We start from the raw sequence: 17,550 nt of genomic DNA on the forward strand, positions 1-17,550 counted from the left end.
TCATCGGCCAGATGCGCCTCGCCCGAAGGGGCCCGTATCACTATAATTGCGTATCGGTTTTTCGAATTAAGGTGACGGTTACCTATGAAGTTTGTTGATGAAGTCCAGATTCGAGTCGATGCCGGTGACGGTGGTAACGGTTGTGTGAGCTTCCGCCGCGAGAAGTACATCCCGAACGGCGGCCCGGACGGCGGTGACGGCGGTGATGGTGGCGACGTGTATCTGGTGGCCGATGAAAACCTGAACACCCTGATCGACTACCGTTTCGAGCGCTTCCACGCCGCCGAGCGTGGCGAGAACGGCCAGAGTGCCAACTGTACCGGTCGTCGCGGCAAGGACAAGATCCTGCGAGTACCGGTCGGCACCCGCGCCACCGATGAAGACACCGGCGAACTGCTGGGGGATTTGACCAGTCACGATCAGAAGCTGCTGGTTGCCAAGGGCGGTTTCCACGGCCTTGGCAACACCCGCTTCAAGAGCTCGGTCAACCGGGCGCCGCGCCAGAAGAGCAACGGCACCCCGGGTGAAGTGCGTACCCTGAGGCTGGAGCTGCTGCTGCTGGCGGATGTCGGCATGCTGGGTCTGCCGAACGCTGGCAAGTCCACCTTCATTCGCGCCGTTTCTGCGGCCCGTCCGAAAGTGGCAGACTACCCCTTCACCACCCTGGTACCGAACCTGGGTGTGGTACGAGGTGAAAACTCCCGCTCCTTCGTCATTGCCGACATTCCCGGCCTCATCGAAGGGGCTGCCGAGGGAGCAGGCCTCGGTATCCGCTTCCTCAAGCACCTGGAGCGTTGCCGCGTCCTGATCCACCTGGTGGACATCTGCCCGGTGGATGGCTCCGATCCTGCCGAGAACGCCGTGACCATCGTCCGGGAGCTGGAAAAATACAGCCCCGAGCTTGCGGGCAAGCCGCGCTGGCTGGTGTTCAACAAGATGGACCTGATCCTGGAAGAAGAGGCTCAGGAAGTGATGGACAGAGTCAAGGCAGCCCTCAACCACGAAGGTCCGGTCTACGCCATCACCGCCATCAGCAAGGAAGGCACCAAGAAGGTGTGCTACGACATCCTGGATCTGCTGGATACCATGCCTCGTCAGCTGGCGGAAGATGCCAGAGACGCCATCGAGAAGGTGGAGTTCAAGTGGGATGACTATCACAAGAACCAGCTTGCCAAGGCGGAAGCCGATGCCCTGGCGGCGTCCAAGGCCTTCGATGATGGCTTGGACGATGACGACTGGGACGATGAGGACGACGACGGCGTCGAAGTCATTTACGTTCGCGATTGAGCATCATGTTCGTGACAAGACCGGAGCCAGACAGGCTCCGGTTTTTTTATGGGAGGATCGACGGGATCACCCTATAGATATATTTTTTATGTCTCTTATTGCCTGACAGTGGCTGCGGATTATACTGCGCACCTGAATGTAACCTGTATGAAACATTATGCTAACCATTCAAATTGAATCGATATGCATGACTGTTTTGGTTTGTTCTTATGGATGGTTCGCCTGATAAAATATTTATGCTTGAAATGATCAATTAACGGCTTGTTTGTGCAGTTTTTTGGGTTATTCTTGCGCCCGTTTTCCGGGCGAGGGCATGAGTATGCAGGCGGCCCGGCTGAAGGAAAAGTCACATTTAAGGCTGTTTATATGTTGGAAAAGACCCTGGAAGCACCGGCAATCCGTACTCGCCGCAACGTGCTGATGTTTTTGATCCCGTCACTGATCGGGATCCTGCTGTTCATGACCCCGGTCATCTATGACGGCAATGTCACCATTCCCGTCGCCGTGTTGGCGAAGCTGGTTCAAACGGTGTTTGCCGATCATCTGGTGGCCATGGTCAGCGCCATCATCACCACCACCATGCTGATGACCCTGATCGCCTGGCTGTTCAAACCGGCGATCCTGGTAAAACGCCCCTTCCTCAACAGCCTGTTCAACGTCTCCCCCTTCTGGGCGTGCGTGCGGGTGCTGGGCGGGGTCTTCGTGCTGTTGACCTTCTTTGAAGCCGGTCCCGAGGTGCTGCGCTCAGGGGCGACCGGTGGCCTGGTGCTGCATGATCTGCTGCCGGTACTGTTCTCCGTCTTCATCTTTGCGGGCCTGCTGCTGCCCTTGCTGCTGGATTTTGGTCTGCTGGAGTTTGTCGGTACCATGATGACCCGGATCATGCGTCCGGTGTTCCGTCTGCCGGGTCGTTCTGCGGTGGACTGCTTCGCCTCCTGGCTCGGTGATGGCAGCGTCGGGATCCTGCTGACCAGCAAGCAGTATGAAGGCAAGTTCTACACCCAGCGGGAAGCGGCCGTCATCGGTACCACCTTCTCCGCCGTCTCCATCACCTTCTGTCTGGTGGTGATCTCCCAGGTGAAGCTGGAGCATATGTTCGTCCCCTTCTACCTGACCGTCTGCCTGGCCGGTGTGGTGGCCGCCATCGTGGTACCGCGCCTGCCGCCGCTCTCCTGGAAGAAGGATGTCTACAGCGACGGTACTCCCCTGTGCCGCAAGCAGGAGGCCATCCCCCATCAGCACAGCGTGCTGAGCTACGGCTACCATCGTGCCCTGACCAAGGCCGACAGCATGACGGATCTCGGCGCCGTGGCGCGTGAAGGGGTGAAAAACGCCCTGGACATGGTATTTGGCGTGCTGCCGGTGGTGATGGCCGTCGGGACCTGTGCCCTGATGCTGGCGGAGCACACCCCGGTGTTCAACTGGCTGGGGGCGCCCTTCGTGCCTTTGCTCGAGCTGCTGCAACTACCGGAGGCGGAAGCCGCTTCCAAGACCATCATGGTGGGCTTCGCTGACATGTTCATCCCGGCGGTGCTGGCCTCCACTATCGAGAGCGACATCACCCGCTTCGTGATCGCCGCCATGTCGGTCACCCAGCTCATCTACATGTCGGAAGTGGGCGCTCTGTTGCTGGGCAGCAAGATCCCGGTCAAGTTGTGGGAGCTGTTCGTCATCTTCCTGCTGCGCACCCTGGTCACCCTGCCGGTGATTGCCGGTGTGGCGCACCTGCTGTTCTAAGGGACGAAGTGGAACGAAAAACGGTCAACCCGGGTTGACCGTTTTTTTATGGGCGAGTGTCGGCGGAAGGTCAGTGTGATCCTGCCAGCAGGGCCTGGCATTCGACCTCGTCCAGCTGCTCGGGGGCGAGGAAGCGTCTGGCGTAGTCCCGCCAGATGCCGCTCTCGATGAAGAGGGCAAACAGGGCCGGGTCTATGTGCTGTTCCTGCACCATCTTCACCATGATGGCCAGGGACTGGGAGACCGTTTTGCCAGACTTGTAGGGGCGATCGCTCGCCGTCAGCGCCTCGAAGATGTCTGCAATGGCCATGATGCGGGCGGGAATGCTCATCTGCCCCCCTTGCAACTGGCGCGGATAGCCCGTGCCGTCCATCCGCTCGTGATGGCCCCCCGCAATCTCCGGCACCTTGCGCAAATGGCGGGGGAAGGGGAGCTTCTCCAGCATGCGTATGGTCTGGATGATGTGATCGTTGATCTTGTAGCGCTCCTCTTCGGTGAGGGTGCCACGGCCGATGGCGAGGTTGTAGCGTTCCCCCCGGTTGTAGAGGTGGGTGGGCACCCGCACCTTGAAGCCCCATGGGTTGTGTCGGGCGAGATTGTCGTGCTCGGGGCGAGGGATGAGATGGACCGCCTTGTCGGCGAGCAGCGACTCTCGGCAGGGGAGGGGAGAGGGGGCCTCCTGGTGGCGCTTGCGTTCCTCCTGACTGATACCGAGCCGATCGTCCAGAGTGCGCAACCAGGTGCGGCTGGCAATGGCATCCAGCCTGGCTAGCTTCTCCGGCGCCATCCACTCGCCCCCCAGATTGCACTCGGCCACGAAGGCAAACTCCTGATCCAGGGTGTGCCAGAGGGGGAGCAGGGCCTCGAGGGCGGCCTGCTGCCCGGATGGGGGCAGCAGGGCGCAGAGTGCCTCGATGTGGGCATCCCGCTTGAGCACCTCGAAGCGGGTGCGGATCTCGTGGATCCTGTCGTAGATGGTCTCGAGCTTGGTCGCCTTGTCCACCACGAACTCCGGGGTGGTGACCTTGCCGCAGTCGTGCAGCCAGCTCGCAATATGGATGGCCTCCCACTCCTCTTCGTTGAGCCGGAAATCGGCAAAGGGCCCCGTCTGCTGTGAGCAGGCAGCCTGGGTCAGCATCCTGGCCAGTTCCGGCACCCGCTGGCAGTGGCCGCCGGTGTAGGGGCTCTTGGCATCGATGGCACCGGCGATGAGCTCGATGAAGGCTTCCAGCAGTTGCTTCTGCTCCTCCAGCAGGCGCTGGTTTTCGATGGCGGAGGAGGAAGTGCCCGCCAGCGCCTCGATGAGGCTGATGCGCGAGGCCAGTTCGCGGGCCGAGCAGTCTGGCAGGATCAGCAGCAGGCAGCCGATCAGCTCCTGACGGTGGTTGTGAAGGGGCTCGACCAGCAGTTGGCAGGCACCAGGGAAGGGGCCCCAGTCGGTGAGGTAGCGGGCCCACTGTGCCTCGTCGAGGGGCAGGCAGAGGCGCTCCGTGTGGTAGAGACCGCCGAGCAGCGCCGCCTGCCACTGTACCTGTTCGCACGCCAGCGGCTGCCCCTGCCAGATGGCGTGAACGGCCTGCATCTCGCTCTCCTGGGCCAGGAAGAGGCAGCCGCCCTCGGCCTGGGCAGCCGCCACCGTCTCGTGCAGGATACGGCTGAGCAATGAATCGAAGCGATGCTCTGCCGCCAGCGCCCGGCCCATGTTCATGAAATTGCCGAGGGTCAGGCGCATGCTGGACATGGCGCGGGCGAGGTCGTCAATTTCGCGGATCGCCGAATCCGGCCCCGGGCTTTCGCCAAAGTCGAAGTGCTGGATCCGCTCAGCCTCCCCGGTCAATACCAGCAAGGGGGCGGCAGTGCGCCGGGCTGCCAGCCAGATGACGGGCAGCAGGAGCAGCAGACCGGCAAGGGCCCAGGCGAGATTGTGCAGTGCATCCTGGCGCGCCGGGGCGGTGAGCACCTCGGTGGGCACCAGGAGGGCGAGATAAAACGGAGACTCTTCCCCGAGGGAGGAGAGGTTGACCAGCCACTCCTGACCCTGAACCGTTGCCAGGGTCAGCTCGGCGGGGTGATGCAGCAGGGCTGGCCGCGCGGCCATCTCCTGTTGCAGCCTGGTGAGAATGGGGTGATTGAGGGCCGACAGCATGGGCAGGCGGCTCAGTTGCTCGAAGCTTGGAAGGCGCTCGGGATCCGTGGCCAGCAGGGTCCCGACCTCGTCAAACAGCACCAGCTGGCTGTGACCGGGCAGGGGCAACTCGCCGATGAGGGAAGAGAGTCCCTCCACGCCCGCATCGAGCCCGATCACCGCCCGGCGATCATCGCTCTCCACCGCCAGTGTCATGCCTGGCTCCCGGGTAGTGAAGAAGAGGTAAGGGTGGGTCACTATGATGCCCGTGCTCCAGCGCGCCTCCTTGTACCAGCCCCGATCTCGCGGATCGAAACGGTAATCCGGCATGGGGCGCCGCTCCAGCAGCCGCAGCCGCTGGTCGAAATAGAGGAACTCTCCCTGTCCCTGATGCAGGCTCTGGACCAGCAGGCGGCTCTCGGGCGGAGGCGCCTCCAGCGCCCCTCTCGCCCGTTCGGTCAGCTTGCGTACCAGAAAGAAATCGCCGTCCTCGTAACCGGCATAGATGGCACCGTAACTGGTGCTGTTGGCCAGCACTTCCGCCAGCTGGGGCAGGAAGGCTAGCCGCGTCTCCAGCCCTGTCATGGCGGACAGCTGGCCGCTGCGCAGCAGATTCAGGGACATGCGGGCCGGTCGCTGGTTCAGCTTGATGGCGAGGGCAAGCTGCTCCCGGTATTGCTGGAAGCTCTGACGTTCGTGCTCCAGCCCCTGCTGCATGCCCTGCTGGAACTGCAGCACGATGAGGGCGCCCCCCAGCAAGGAGAAGAGCAGGATGAAAAGGGTGGCAATGTGTACGTAAAAGGGTCTGCGACTGAGACTTGCGTTTGTCATGGACGGATCCTTGTCCCCTGGCGATCGCCGTATTGGTCACCTAACAGTGTGCTTGCTGGATGACAAAAAGCCTAGGACTCGATCTTGCGCTCTTCGGCCCGAAATCAACAGTCGGCCTCCGGGCTGCCCCCTTGCTCTGTGGTGAGATGATTCGTTCAGATATCTCGTGCTACATTGCTCCCCTGATAAACGCCCTGTGAACCAATGGAGTGTCCCATGTCTGTCGTCCCCTATTCCGTGCTGGATCTGGTGCCCGTTCCCGAAGGTGGTCTGCCGGCCGAGTCGTTTCGCCACTCGCTGGATCTGGCTCGCCATGCGGAGCGCTGGGGTTACCACCGCTACTGGCTGGCGGAGCACCACAACATGCCGGGCATTGCCAGCGCCGCCACAGCGGTGCTGATTGGCCACCTGGCCGGGGGCACCACGACGTTGCGGCTCGGGGCTGGCGGCATCATGTTGCCGAACCACTCCCCCCTGGTCATTGCGGAGCAGTTCGGTACGCTGAGTTCCCTCTATCCGGATCGCATCGATCTCGGCCTGGGCCGCGCCCCTGGCAGCGATCAGCGCACCATGCAGGCGCTTCGCCGCCAGCGCAGCGGCGAGGTGGATGACTTCCCGGCGGATGTGCGCGAACTGATGAGTTATTTTGGCGACGAGGTCGGTGCCGTGCAGGCGGTGCCGGGTCAGGGACTCCATGTGCCCATCTGGCTGCTGGGCTCCAGCCTCTACAGTGCCCAACTGGCTGCGGCCATGGGGTTGCCGTTCGGCTTTGCTTCCCACTTCGCTCCCGCCATGTTGCTGCAGGCGCTGGAGATCTACCGTACCCAATACCGTCCCTCTGCCCGCTGGCCAAAACCCCATGCGGTGGTGTGCGTCAATCTGATCGCCGCCGACACCGACCGTGAGGCCCGCTTCCTGTTCACCACCCTGCAGCAGCAGTTCCTGCGTCTCTACCGGGGGGATGCCGGCAAGCTGCCACTGCCGGTGCAGACGCTGGGGGATGAGTGGTCTCCCCGCGAATTGATGGCGATGGAGCAGACTCTGGCTCGCTCCCTGGTGGGGGAGCCGGATCGGGTACGCCACGGCCTCAAGGCTCTGCTGGCAGAGACCGGAGCGGACGAGCTGATGTTCAACGGCCCCATCGTCGATCATCAGGCGCGCCTGCGCTCCTTCGAGATTGGTGCCGAGCTGATGCAGGGGTTGTAACCCCCCGTGACGCCTGGCCGCCAGCGGCACGCCAAGCCTGGCTGCTCGGGGCGCAAAAGCCACGATTGCGTGGTGGTAAGTTTATGATTTTTAAAGGAAGTCAGGTGAGTGTCGGCCATCTGTCGTGTCGCCTCTCATCCCCTTCCCCTATGCTGGCCCTGTCAATCACCACAAGGAGCGCAAGATGATCGTCAGGAAGTTGAGATTGCAACGGGGATGGTCCCAGGAACAGCTGGCGACCCTCACTGGCCTGAGCGTTCGCACCATTCAGCGAATAGAGCAGGGCCAGCAACCTGGACTGGAATCCCTCAAGGCCCTGGCCGCCGTCTTCGAGCTCGATGTGACCCAACTGCAGGAGAGCGAGATGAAAGGGAATGAGGGCGAAGATCGGGGACGCGTGCAGGTGGCGCGGGATGAGCGGGAGGCGATGAAGTTCGTGGAGGGGCTCAGGGGCTTCTACGGCCACCTCATGAGCTATGTGCTGGTGATAGGGGGGCTGTTTGTCATCAACTACCTGAGCAACCCGGATTATATCTGGGCCTGGTGGCCCATGCTGGGCTGGGGGTTGGGATTGGCTTCCCACGCCATCAACCTGTTCCAGCCCTTCAAGCTGTTTGGCCCGGAATGGGAGCGGCGCCAGGTCGAGAAACGGCTGGGGCGCAGGCTCTGATCCGCTCATCATGAAAAAACGGGCCCGGCATTGCCGGGCCCGTTCTGTTTTCAGCTCCATTTCGCAGGAGGGGGCATTGCTCTCCTCTCAACGGCGGATCATTCCCTTGTTCCGCAAAGAGCCGCTCTACTTGGCATAGGCCGGGCAGGGGGTGGCGATCAGGGCGTCGTCCTCGTAGCGCCACAGGGTGAGGCTGTTGCCCCAGACGCACCCGGTGTCGAGTCCCTTGATATCGGATTTGCCGGTGTTGCCCATCAGGGCCGCCCAGTGGCCGAAGACCAGGATGGGGTCATCCACATGGTGCTCGCGCTGCTCGAACCAGGGGCGCAGGCCCGGGGTCGATTCGGTGGGGCCCTTCTTGCATTTGAAGTCGAGGCGCCCGTCGAAGTAGCAAAAGCGCATCCGGGTGAAGCTGTTGATGATGTAGCGGTAACGCTCTATGCCCAGCAGGTTGTCGTTCCAGCTGTCGGGCTGATCGCCATACATGTTGTGCAGCAGCCAGCTGTACTGATCCCCGCGCAGCAGGCTCTCCACCTCCCGGGCACAACTGCGGGCGGTGTGGGCGTCCCAGGCGGGGGAGAGGCCCGCATGCACCATCATGATGGGCAGGTCGGGGTGTTCTGCCAGCAGGGGACGGTGACGCAGCCACTCCAGCAGCTCGTCCCGATCCGGCGCCTCCATCAGCGCCTGCAGCTTGTCTTTCTTCTTGAGCGGGGCGACCCCGTGGGCCACCGCCAGCAGGTGCAGGTCGTGGTTGCCGAGCACGGTGACGGCCTGCTGCCCCAGTGATTTGACGAAACGCAGGGTGTTGAGGGAGTCCGGCCCCCGGGCGACGAGATCGCCGCACAGCCAGAGCGTGTCGTTATCGAAGTCGAACTCGGCAAGATCCAGCAGACGGCGCAAATCGTCGTAGCAGCCCTGGATATCACCGACGAAACAGTTCGCCATGAAACCTCAGTTGATTATGTTGGGGACGGCCAGCGTGAAGGGGGCGATGGGGGCTTCGAATTGTTGCCCCGATTCATCCTGCAGGATGTAGCTGCCTTCCATCACGCCAAGCGGTGTGGCGAGGGGAACGCCACTCTGGTAGGAAAAGGTCTCGCCGGGGGCGATCAGGGGTTGTTCACCGACCACGCCGGGACCTTCCACTTCCAGCATCTTGCCATTGGCATCCGTAATGAGCCAGCGTCGATGCAGCAGTTGCACCGTGCCCGGACCCAGGTTCTCAATCTCGATGCGATAGAGAAAATGGTAGGGATCTGCGGTTCCCGCCACATAGCTGGGGTGGGGGCGGACCACTATCCGGGCTTGGGTCATGGGATCAGGCCTGTTGCTGGTCGGCCAGCCAGTTGGCGATCGTGACGAACTGCTCGAGGGAGAGATTCTCCGGGCGCAGGTTGCCATCGATGCCAAGCTCGGTCAGCTGGGCGTCGGTGATGAAGTTGGAGAAGCTGTTGCGAATAGTCTTGCGACGCTGGCCGAAGCCTTCGGTGCAGACCCGGTTCAGGCAACGAATGTCTTTCGCGACGATAGTCGGGTTCTTGTGCGGGATCAGACGCACCACGGCGGAATCCACCTTCGGCGCCGGCTTGAAGGCGCCCGGGCCCACTTCCAGCACCGGCACTACCTGACAGTAGTACTGGGTCATCACGCTCAGACGGCCATAGGCCTTGCTGCCCGGGCCGGCGGCCAGACGCAGCACCACTTCCTTTTGCAGCATGAAGTGCATGTCCTCCACCCGGTCGGCAAATTCGCACAGGTGGAAGATGAGGGGGGTGGAGATGTTGTAGGGCAGGTTGCCGAAGATGCGCAGCGGCCCCTTGCCTTCCCCCATCAGGGTACTGAAGTCAAAGCGCATGGCATCGGCTTCGATGACGGTCAGCTTCTCTTTCAGGGTGGGGTGTTCGCGCAGACGTGCGGCAAGATCCCGGTCCAGCTCGACCACGGTCATCTTGTCCATCTGGGCAGCGACCGGCTCGGTGAGCGCGGCCAGACCCGGGCCAATCTCCACCAGATTCTGACCCGGTTGCGGGTTGATGGCGGCCACTATCTGGTCGATCACATACCGGTCGTGCAAGAAGTTCTGACCGAAACGCTTACGGGCCGTGTGGCCCATGTGCACCTTACTGCTCATATCTTTTTTTCTCTACCATCTGGATGGCGTGGTTGATCGCGGTGGTGAGGCTGCCGGGGTCTGCCAGGTTCTTGCCTGCCAGATCCAGCGCGGTGCCGTGGTCCACCGAGGTACGGATGAAGGGAAGTCCGAGGGTGATGTTGACCGAGTTGCCAAAGCCCTTGTACTTGAGCACGGGCAGCCCCTGATCGTGGTACATGGCGAGTACCGCATCCGCATCCTTGAGGTATTTGTCCTGGAACAGGGTATCGGCCGGCAGCGGGCCGACCAGATCGATCCCTTCCTGGCGCAGGGCGGCCAGGGCGGGTTCGATGACATCGATCTCTTCACGGCCCAGATGACCCCCTTCCCCGGCATGGGGATTGAGGCCGCAGACATAGATCCGGGGCTGCTCGATGCCGAATTTGCGCTTGAGATCCGCATCTAGGATGCGGATCACCTTGCCAAGGCGATCCTCGGTGATGGCCTTGGCCACATAGGCAAGGGGAATATGGGTGGTCGCGAGGGCCACTCTCAGCCCTTCGGTGGCTAGCAGCATCACCACATCGGCGGTGTCGGACTGCTGGGCGAAGAACTCGGTGTGACCGCTGAACGAGACGCCAGCCTGGTTGATGATCCCCTTGTGCACCGGCCCGGTCACCACGGCGGCAAATTCGCCGTTCAGGTTGCCGTCGCAGGCGCGCTGCAAGGTAGCCAGCACATAGGCGCCGTTGCCCTCATCCAGCTGGCCTGGCACCACGGGGGCGCCGAGCGGCACGGGGCAGACGGTCAGAGTCCCCGCCCGCTGCGGACGGGTGGGGGCGTTTTCGTCATAGGGTTCAAGCTCGACGGACAGCCCCAGCAGGGCGGCCCGTTCGCGCAACAGGGCGGGATCGGCGATCACCACCAGCTGATGGGGCCAGGCCCGCTGGGCAATCTGCAGCACCAGATCCGGGCCTATGCCAGCCGGTTCACCCGGGGTGATGGCAAGCCGGTGGCAGCTCAGCTGTGCCTCGGCGTGCCCTGGATGCGCCTTGTTCATCTGCTTGTCGCCCATCAATTGGGTTCGATCTGGATGTAGGCTTCGTCGCGCAGCTCATCCAGCCAGGCCTGGGACTCTTCGGCGAAGCGGCGGTTGAAGATGAGCTGGTAGGCGCGTTGCTCCTGGGCCTTGCCGGTGGCGTCCTGGCTGCGGCGATCCTCGAGCTGCACGATGTGCCAGCCGTGGCTGGTGCGGAAGGGTTCGCTGATCTGGCCCGGTTGCAGGCGCCCCAGCATGTCGCGGAATTCCGGCACATAGACGTTGGGATCAGACCAGCCCAGCTCACCACCCTGCACCGCAGAGCCCGGATCCTCGGAGTATTTCTCTGCCATGCTGGCAAAGCTGGCCTTGCCGCTCTTGATGTCGTGCAGGATGCCGTCCAGGGTGCCCTTGGCCTTCTCCTCGCTCAGGATGATGGAGGGCTTGATCAGGATGTGGCGCGCCTTGACCTCGGTCTGCATGACCTGTTGCTGACCCTTGGTGTCGAAGATCTTGATGATGTGCAGACCGGCGCCGGAGCGCAGCGGGCCGACGATGTCACCCTTGCCGGCCCCTTGCACGGCTTCCGCCATCAGGGTGGGCATCTCCTGCGGGCTCAACCAGCCCCAGTCACCCCCTTCCAGCGCCTTGGGACCGTTACTCTCGGCAATGGCCAGCTTGCGGAAGTCGGCCCCCTCTTTCAGGGACGCCAGAATGCGCTCGATCTTGGCCTTGGCAGCGTTGAGCTGCTCGGCATTCGGGTTGTCCGGCAGCGCGACCTGGATATGGCCGATATGATATGACGTCTGCTGCTGGCCCTGTTTGCTCAGGGCTTCGACCACCTGCTTGACCTCCTGATCGGAGATGTTGATGCGACGGCGGACCTGGCTGCGGCGCACCTCGTTCATCAGGATCTCGCGGCGCACCTCCTCACGGTACTGGGCGTAGGTCAGGCCTTCCCGCTCCAGCTGGGCGCGCAGTTGCTCCAGATTCATCTTGTTGTCGGCGGCGATGCTCTGAATGGCCTGTTCCAGCTGGGTGTCACTGATCTTGAGCCCCTGGCGCTCCGCCAGTTGCAGTTGCAGGCTCTCCTGGATCAGGCGATCCAGTGCCTGCTTGCGCAGGGTGACGTCATCGGGCAGGGACTGGCCGCTCTCCTGGGCGGAGGCCTTGACCTTTTGCACCAGGGCCTCCTGCTGACTGGCCAGCACCACATCCTTGTTGACCACGGCAAGCACCTTGTCCATCAGCTCGGGGGCGGCGAGGGCACCCTGGCTCATGACTCCGAACAGGCCTGCGGTCAGCAGGGAAATCAACGTCTTCTTCATATCCATCTCTCAAGGCGTTTGCCAGACCGGTTACTGGTCTCGCAGGTTAAACGGACGAATGTAAGGCAGTGCTTCGGTGTCCAGGGAGGTGCCCTTGGAGCCGGTACCCACGCTACCCAATCCTTTCATTTCAAATTGAATGCCGAGGCTGCGCTCGGACGTCGGGGTCAGGTTCACGTTGTCTGGCGTGTTGACCCATTCCAGGTTGAAGTTGATGCTCCAGCAGCAGGAGTCGTATTTCAGACCCACCTTGCGGTCCACTTTGACGTTCTGGTTGAGCTCCTGATAGTAGCCGCCATAAAGGTGCCAGCGATCGTCCAGCGGGGTGGTCAGCAGCAGGCCGATCTGGTTGAGATCCGTCACCTGGCCCTTGTGGTCCAGGTCGTAGTTGGCATCCCGTACGAAGCGGTGGTTCAACTGGCTGATCAACTTCTCGTGACGGTACTCCAGGGCGCTGTTGGCAGAGCTTATCTGGCGCTGTTCCATATCATATTGTGCCCCCGCATGGGCATACCACTGCTCGTTGATCTTGGCGTCACCCTCGAACGACAGCGGGGAGCGGGTATTGGTACTCAGCTCATCGCTGCTGTAAAGCTTGACCCTGGGCGCCACGAAGTCGAAGGCTTGGGCAACGGCCAACCGGATTCGTTCATCCCCGGCCGGATCATAAATGCGGGTGGTGACCCCCAAGGAGAGCCGGTTGGAGTCGCTGATGCGGTCCAGACCGGCGAAGCGGCGATCGCTGAACAGGCTGTAGTAGTCCTGGCGCATGGTGGTGGAGTCATAGACACCGATGTTGTCCTGATCCTTGTAGGGCACATAGAGGTACTGGAACTCAGGCTCCAAGGTCTGGTTGGCGCCCTCGCCAAACCACTGCTGATCCCGCTCGAAGGTCATGCCGCCCTTGAGACGGAACGAGGGCAGTACCCGGGTGATGGTCCCCTCTTCCAGGGTGACGTCGCCGCCCTCTCTCGGGGTGAAACGATTGGTGAAGGTGCTGCTCATCTGGTCAGGCACCGTCTGGTCGTAACGGGTGTACATCAGCTTGTACTGGCTGTCGAGGAAGTAACCCGCCTCGTCAACGAGGGGGATGGTCAGGGTGGGGGCCGTGTAGACCCGGGTGCCGGTGTAGGCTTCCCCCTTGTTCTGCTCGATGGCCTGATCGTTGTTGTAGCCGAAGTTGGTCAGTTCGGTATTCCAGGCCAGATCGTACCAGCTACCCTGCTGGTAGTAGTTGTGGTTGATGCGCGGCATCAGCTCGTGGGGCTGCTGGGCGCTGGCCAGCAGGATCTGGTAGGTCCGTACCTCGGCATCGAGGTTCCAGTTCTGCTGGTAGTAACCTGCCTTCAGGGATTGCTGCAACTGGTTGTCGACCTGGGTCCCCACCTTGGGGGTGAAGTCGTTGAAGTAGTTGTAGTCCTGGTCCCGTACCTTGGTGTAGTCCACCGACACCCGCATGGCGTTGTCCATGAACATGGAGGTGTGGCGGGCACTGAGCAGGTAACGGTGACCGTCAGAGAGATGCTGATTGAGGCTGGCCGTCTCGTCGTACTGCTTGTCGTCTGCCAGGTTCTCGAAGTAGAGGCTCCCCACGTGGGCCGGGTCCGGCATGTAGCGGAACTCGACCTGTTCCATCAGGCCCCGTCTGTCCATGAAGCGGGAGGTGATGGTGGCATCGTAGTTGGGGGCGATGTTCCAGTAGAACGGCTGGGTGATGTCCATGCCGTTCTTGGAGCTTTGGGTATAGCCCGGGTAGAGCAGACCGGTCTTGCGCTCATCCTTGATGGGGAAGTTGATATAGGGGAAGTAGAAGACCGGATAGTCATAGAGCCAGAGGCTGGCGTTCCAGGCCTCCCCGAATACCTCGGACTGATCGATGTCGATGCTGCCGGCCTTCAGGGTCCAGGCCTCCTGGCCCGGTGGGCAGGTGGTGTACTGGGCCCCTTCCAGAGTGATGTTCTGGTTGTTGTTGGTCATGGTCACCTTTTCGGCGAAGCCGCGCACCGGTGAGCCATGGACCTGATACTTGCCCTCTTCCAGCTCGGAGTTCTTGGTGTCCAGGTTGGATTTCAGGGTCTTGTCGCTGGTGACCGTGATCTGGCCATCGTTGTAATAGATGTTGCCGATGGCGATGACATCCCGGCTCTTCTGGTCGAGCTGGGCATAGTCGGAGTCGAACTTGCGCACGCCCTGGCGCACCTTGACGTCACCCTCGTAGACGGCGGTACCGCCCTGCTTGGCCTCCAGGCGATCGGCATCCACCTCGACGGGCTGGGCATTGGCGTCCTGGCCCGCACTGGGCTTCTCTATCTTGGGGACATAGTCATAGCAGAGGCTGTCGAGGATCCCGGTAGCGGGTGGCGCATTGAGTGGCGCTGCCTGGGCCATGAGCGGGCTCAGGGCAGGAACAAGGCTGATGGTCAGGGCGATGGGACAGGAGTATCCCAGTGTCCATTTTGTCATGTGAAAGGCTCGCGCAATCCGTAGTAAAAACGGTGGATTCAGGGCATGCATTTTATGTCAGGATCCATCGAGTTGACATTGCATGTCATTGCTTTATGTTAGCCGGCAATGATAAAGCATTATTGCGGCCAGGGCTAACAGCCAAGTGCTGCTTTCCAATTTGGTTCCCGACTCATGCACGATCGCGCTTCCCTGCTTTTGCAATGGGCTCGCCGGATTTCCGGTGACGCCAACCTCTCGTTGACGCTTATTTCCGGTGACGCCAGTTTCCGCCGCTACTTCCGGGGTGGCGGTCTGGTGTGGGTGGATGCTAATCCGAAAACCGAAAAAAATCATGAATTCGTTCGCAATGCCACCGCCCTGCACGATGCGGGGCTGCTGGCCCCCGAGGTAAAGGGGGTCGACTACGAGCAGGGATTGCTGGCGGTGACGGATCTGGGGGATACCCAGCTTATCGGCTGCCTGAACGAAGAGAGCGTACTGGCCTGGTATGGCAAGGCCATCGCCCTGCTGCCAGGGCTCGGCGCCGTGGCGCTCGAGCTCGAGCCCTTCGATGAGGCCTTCATGGCCCGCGAAAATGCCATCTTCCCCGAGTGGTTGCTGGGACAGCATCTGCAACTGACCCTGAGCGATGAAGAGCAGCAGTTGCTGGCAGAGACCTTCGCCTGCCTCACGGCGAGCAACCTGGCCCAGCCACAAGGAGTGATGCACCGGGACTTCCACAGCCGCAACCTGATGGTGTGCGGCGGGACGAATCCGAAGGAGAGCGACCTCGCCCTTATTGACTTCCAGGACATGGTCATCGGGCCGCTGAGCTATGACCTGGTCTCCCTGCTTAAAGATTGCTACGTGCGCTGGCCGGACGCGGTGATCGAGCAGGGCATGCGACTTGGCTTCGACACCCTGCAAGAGGCCGGCCTGCTTGGCAATCTGGACTATGCCGCGTTTCGTCGCGCAGCCGATCTAACCGGTATGCAGCGTCATCTCAAGGCGGCGGGTCTCTTCACCCGCCTCTATCACCGCGATGGCAAGGCCGGCTACCTCAAGGACATTCCCCGTACCCTGGGCTACGTGGTCGATGTCTGTCGCAGCCATGGCGCCGCCTATCCGGTGCTGGCCCGCTTCGGCCAGTGGCTGGAGCAGGTGGTGCTGCCCGGATTGGCGCGCACCGGGGTGACACCATGAAGGCGATGATCCTGGCCGCCGGGCGCGGCGAGCGGATGCGTCCGCTCACCGATCTGCTGCCCAAGCCGCTGCTGGCGGCGGGGGGCAAGCCGCTCATCGTGCACCATATCGAAAAACTCAAGGCAGCCGGCGTGACCACACTTGTCATCAACCACGCCTGGCTCGGACACAAGCTGGTGGCGGCCCTCGGCGATGGCAGTGCGCTCGGGGTATCCATCCACTGGTCGGCCGAAGAGAGCGCGCTCGAGACCGCCGGCGGCATCGTGCAGGTGCTGCCTCTGCTGGGCAGCGAACCCTTTCTGGTGATCAACGGCGATACCTGGCTCGACCTGGATTATCGCGCTCTGGTGAACCAGCCGCTTGGGGACGATCTCGCCCACCTCTGGCTGGTGCCCAACCCTCCCCAGCATCCGCAAGGGGACTTCTCCCTGCAAGCGGGTCGGGTGCTGGACACCCCGGCCCTCACCTTCAGCGGCGTCGGCCTCTATCACCCCGCCGCCTTTGCCGGCTTGCCCTGCGGGGCGCGCAAGCTGGCCCCCCTGCTGCGCGACTGGATGGCGCTGGGACGGGTGGGTGGCAGCCTGCTGGCTGGCGAGTGGCGCGACATCGGCACAGTGGATCGGCTGCGCGAGCTGGACGAGCAACTGCTCGCCGGCACCCATTAACATCACGAGGTCTTGAACCATGCGTATTTGGGGCAAGGTGCTTGGCACCTTCTTCGGTTTTCTGCTCGGCAACATCTTCGGTGCCCTGCTGGGCCTGTGGATCGGCCATCGCTTCGATCGGGGCATGGGGATCCGCGGGGCCTTCCAGCGGGCACCCAGCCAGCAGCAACAGGCCGTCTTTTTCCATGCCACCTTCGCCGTCATGGGCCACATCGCCAAGGCGAGCGGCCAGGTCACCGAGCACGAAATACGGGTCGCGTCCAACCTGATGGACAGGATGCGTCTGGCCGGAGAGCAGCGGGTACGGGCCCAGGAGTCGTTCCGCCTTGGCAAGGAGGCGGACTTCCCCCTGCGCGAGACCCTGGCGGAGTTTCGCCAGGCGAGCCTGGGGCAGCGCGACATCCTGCGCTTCTTCCTCGAGGTCCAGCTGCAGGCCGCCTTCGCCGACGGTCAGGTGGAGGCGAACGAGCGGGCCATCCTGCAAACCATCGCCGACGAGCTGGGGTTCAGTCGCATCGAGCTTGCCCGCATTCTGGCCATGGCCGAGGCCCAGATGAACTTCTTCCACCGCCAGCAACAGCAGGGCAGTGGCCAGGGGCAGCAATACCGCCAGGAGGCCCCCTCCCGGGATCGCCTCAAGGATGCCTATCAGTTGCTCGGGGTGAACGAAAGCGACAGCGATCAGGAGATCAAGCGTGCCTATCGCAAGGAGATGAGCAAGCATCACCCTGACAAGCTGGCCGCCAAGGGATTGCCCCCCGAGATGATGGAGATGGCCAAAGAGAAGACCCAGGAGATCCAGCAGGCCTGGGAGTGGATCCGCGAGGCCCGCGGTATTCGCTGAGCCCTGAGCCCGCCATAAAAATGCCCGTCGATGACGGGCATTTTTGTTTTCAGAGTCTGGTTTTTCTTTTCATGG

General features: G+C 62.1%; 14 protein-coding genes. 7 read left to right on the forward strand and 7 right to left on the reverse strand.

Annotated elements, in window-relative coordinates:
- Positions 1-84: 84 nt before the first annotated feature.
- Positions 85-1,287 carry an Obg family GTPase CgtA gene (cgtA, locus tag AB5Y50_RS02965; protein ID WP_010673200.1) on the forward strand — a complete coding sequence of 401 codons (1,203 nt, stop codon included), beginning with the start codon at positions 85-87 and terminating at the stop codon, positions 1,285-1,287.
- 366 nt (positions 1,288-1,653) lie between these two features.
- The gene (locus tag AB5Y50_RS02970) at positions 1,654-3,024 is read left to right on the forward strand and encodes a YjiH family protein (protein ID WP_010673201.1); all 1,371 of its coding nucleotides are present in this window, start codon (positions 1,654-1,656) and stop codon (positions 3,022-3,024) included.
- Between the two features lie 70 nt (positions 3,025-3,094).
- On the opposite strand, the gene AB5Y50_RS02975 is transcribed toward AB5Y50_RS02970, so the two are convergent.
- Positions 3,095-5,980, reverse strand: a complete 2,886-nt coding sequence (locus tag AB5Y50_RS02975) for an HD domain-containing phosphohydrolase (RefSeq protein ID WP_045523773.1) — start codon at positions 5,978-5,980, stop codon at positions 3,095-3,097.
- Between the two features lie 216 nt (positions 5,981-6,196).
- On the opposite strand from AB5Y50_RS02975, the gene AB5Y50_RS02980 reads away from it, so the two are divergent.
- Positions 6,197-7,186 carry a luciferase-like monooxygenase gene (locus AB5Y50_RS02980; protein ID WP_010673203.1) on the forward strand — a complete coding sequence of 330 codons (990 nt, stop codon included), beginning with the start codon at positions 6,197-6,199 and terminating at the stop codon, positions 7,184-7,186.
- Between the two features lie 184 nt (positions 7,187-7,370).
- Positions 7,371-7,856: a 2TM domain-containing protein gene (locus tag AB5Y50_RS02985; protein ID WP_041211140.1), complete on the forward strand. Its 486-nt coding sequence runs from the start codon at positions 7,371-7,373 to the stop codon at positions 7,854-7,856.
- Between the two features lie 126 nt (positions 7,857-7,982).
- Here AB5Y50_RS02985 and AB5Y50_RS02990 read toward each other — a convergent pair whose 3' ends face one another.
- Genes AB5Y50_RS02990 through lptD form a run of 6 tightly spaced genes read right to left on the reverse strand, consistent with a single transcriptional unit; the run spans position 7,983 to position 14,781 of the window.
- The gene (locus AB5Y50_RS02990) at positions 7,983-8,804 is read right to left on the reverse strand and encodes a symmetrical bis(5'-nucleosyl)-tetraphosphatase (protein WP_039040022.1); all 822 of its coding nucleotides are present in this window, start codon (positions 8,802-8,804) and stop codon (positions 7,983-7,985) included.
- 6 nt (positions 8,805-8,810) lie between these two features.
- Complete coding sequence (gene apaG / locus AB5Y50_RS02995; RefSeq protein ID WP_010673206.1) at positions 8,811-9,173, reverse strand: Co2+/Mg2+ efflux protein ApaG; 363 nt, start codon at positions 9,171-9,173, stop codon at positions 8,811-8,813.
- A 4-nt stretch (positions 9,174-9,177) separates the two neighbouring features.
- Entirely contained in the window at positions 9,178-9,990 is an 813-nt protein-coding gene (gene rsmA / locus AB5Y50_RS03000; protein WP_010673207.1) for a 16S rRNA (adenine(1518)-N(6)/adenine(1519)-N(6))-dimethyltransferase RsmA, read from the reverse strand.
- Complete coding sequence (gene pdxA / locus AB5Y50_RS03005) at positions 9,980-10,975, reverse strand: 4-hydroxythreonine-4-phosphate dehydrogenase PdxA (protein WP_080988577.1); 996 nt, start codon at positions 10,973-10,975, stop codon at positions 9,980-9,982. Before pdxA ends, rsmA begins: the two co-directional genes overlap by 11 nt.
- Before the next feature lie 50 nt (positions 10,976-11,025).
- Positions 11,026-12,318, reverse strand: coding sequence for a peptidylprolyl isomerase SurA (gene surA, locus AB5Y50_RS03010; protein ID WP_010673209.1), 1,293 nt, complete (start codon positions 12,316-12,318; stop codon positions 11,026-11,028).
- Positions 12,319-12,348: 30 nt separating this feature from the next.
- Positions 12,349-14,781 (reverse strand): LPS assembly protein LptD, encoded by a 2,433-nt coding sequence (gene lptD / locus AB5Y50_RS03015; protein WP_045523771.1) that lies wholly within the window; start codon positions 14,779-14,781, stop codon positions 12,349-12,351.
- Positions 14,782-14,955: 174 nt separating this feature from the next.
- On the opposite strand from lptD, the gene AB5Y50_RS03020 reads away from it, so the two are divergent.
- From AB5Y50_RS03020 to djlA, 3 genes are read left to right on the forward strand one after another with little or no spacing between them, the layout of a single operon-like run.
- Complete coding sequence (locus AB5Y50_RS03020) at positions 14,956-15,966, forward strand: aminoglycoside phosphotransferase family protein (RefSeq protein WP_049636187.1); 1,011 nt, start codon at positions 14,956-14,958, stop codon at positions 15,964-15,966.
- On the forward strand, positions 15,963-16,631 hold the full coding sequence (gene murU, locus AB5Y50_RS03025) for an N-acetylmuramate alpha-1-phosphate uridylyltransferase MurU (RefSeq protein ID WP_049636186.1): 669 nt from the start codon (positions 15,963-15,965) through the stop codon (positions 16,629-16,631). The genes AB5Y50_RS03020 and murU overlap by 4 nt, the downstream gene beginning before the upstream one ends.
- Positions 16,632-16,650: 19 nt before the next feature.
- On the forward strand, positions 16,651-17,475 hold the full coding sequence (gene djlA, locus AB5Y50_RS03030; RefSeq protein WP_043152579.1) for a co-chaperone DjlA: 825 nt from the start codon (positions 16,651-16,653) through the stop codon (positions 17,473-17,475).
- Positions 17,476-17,550 lie beyond the last annotated feature (75 nt).

Source organism: Aeromonas sp. s6 (assembly GCF_040907815.1).
Taxonomy (GTDB): domain Bacteria; phylum Pseudomonadota; class Gammaproteobacteria; order Enterobacterales; family Aeromonadaceae; genus Aeromonas; species Aeromonas caviae.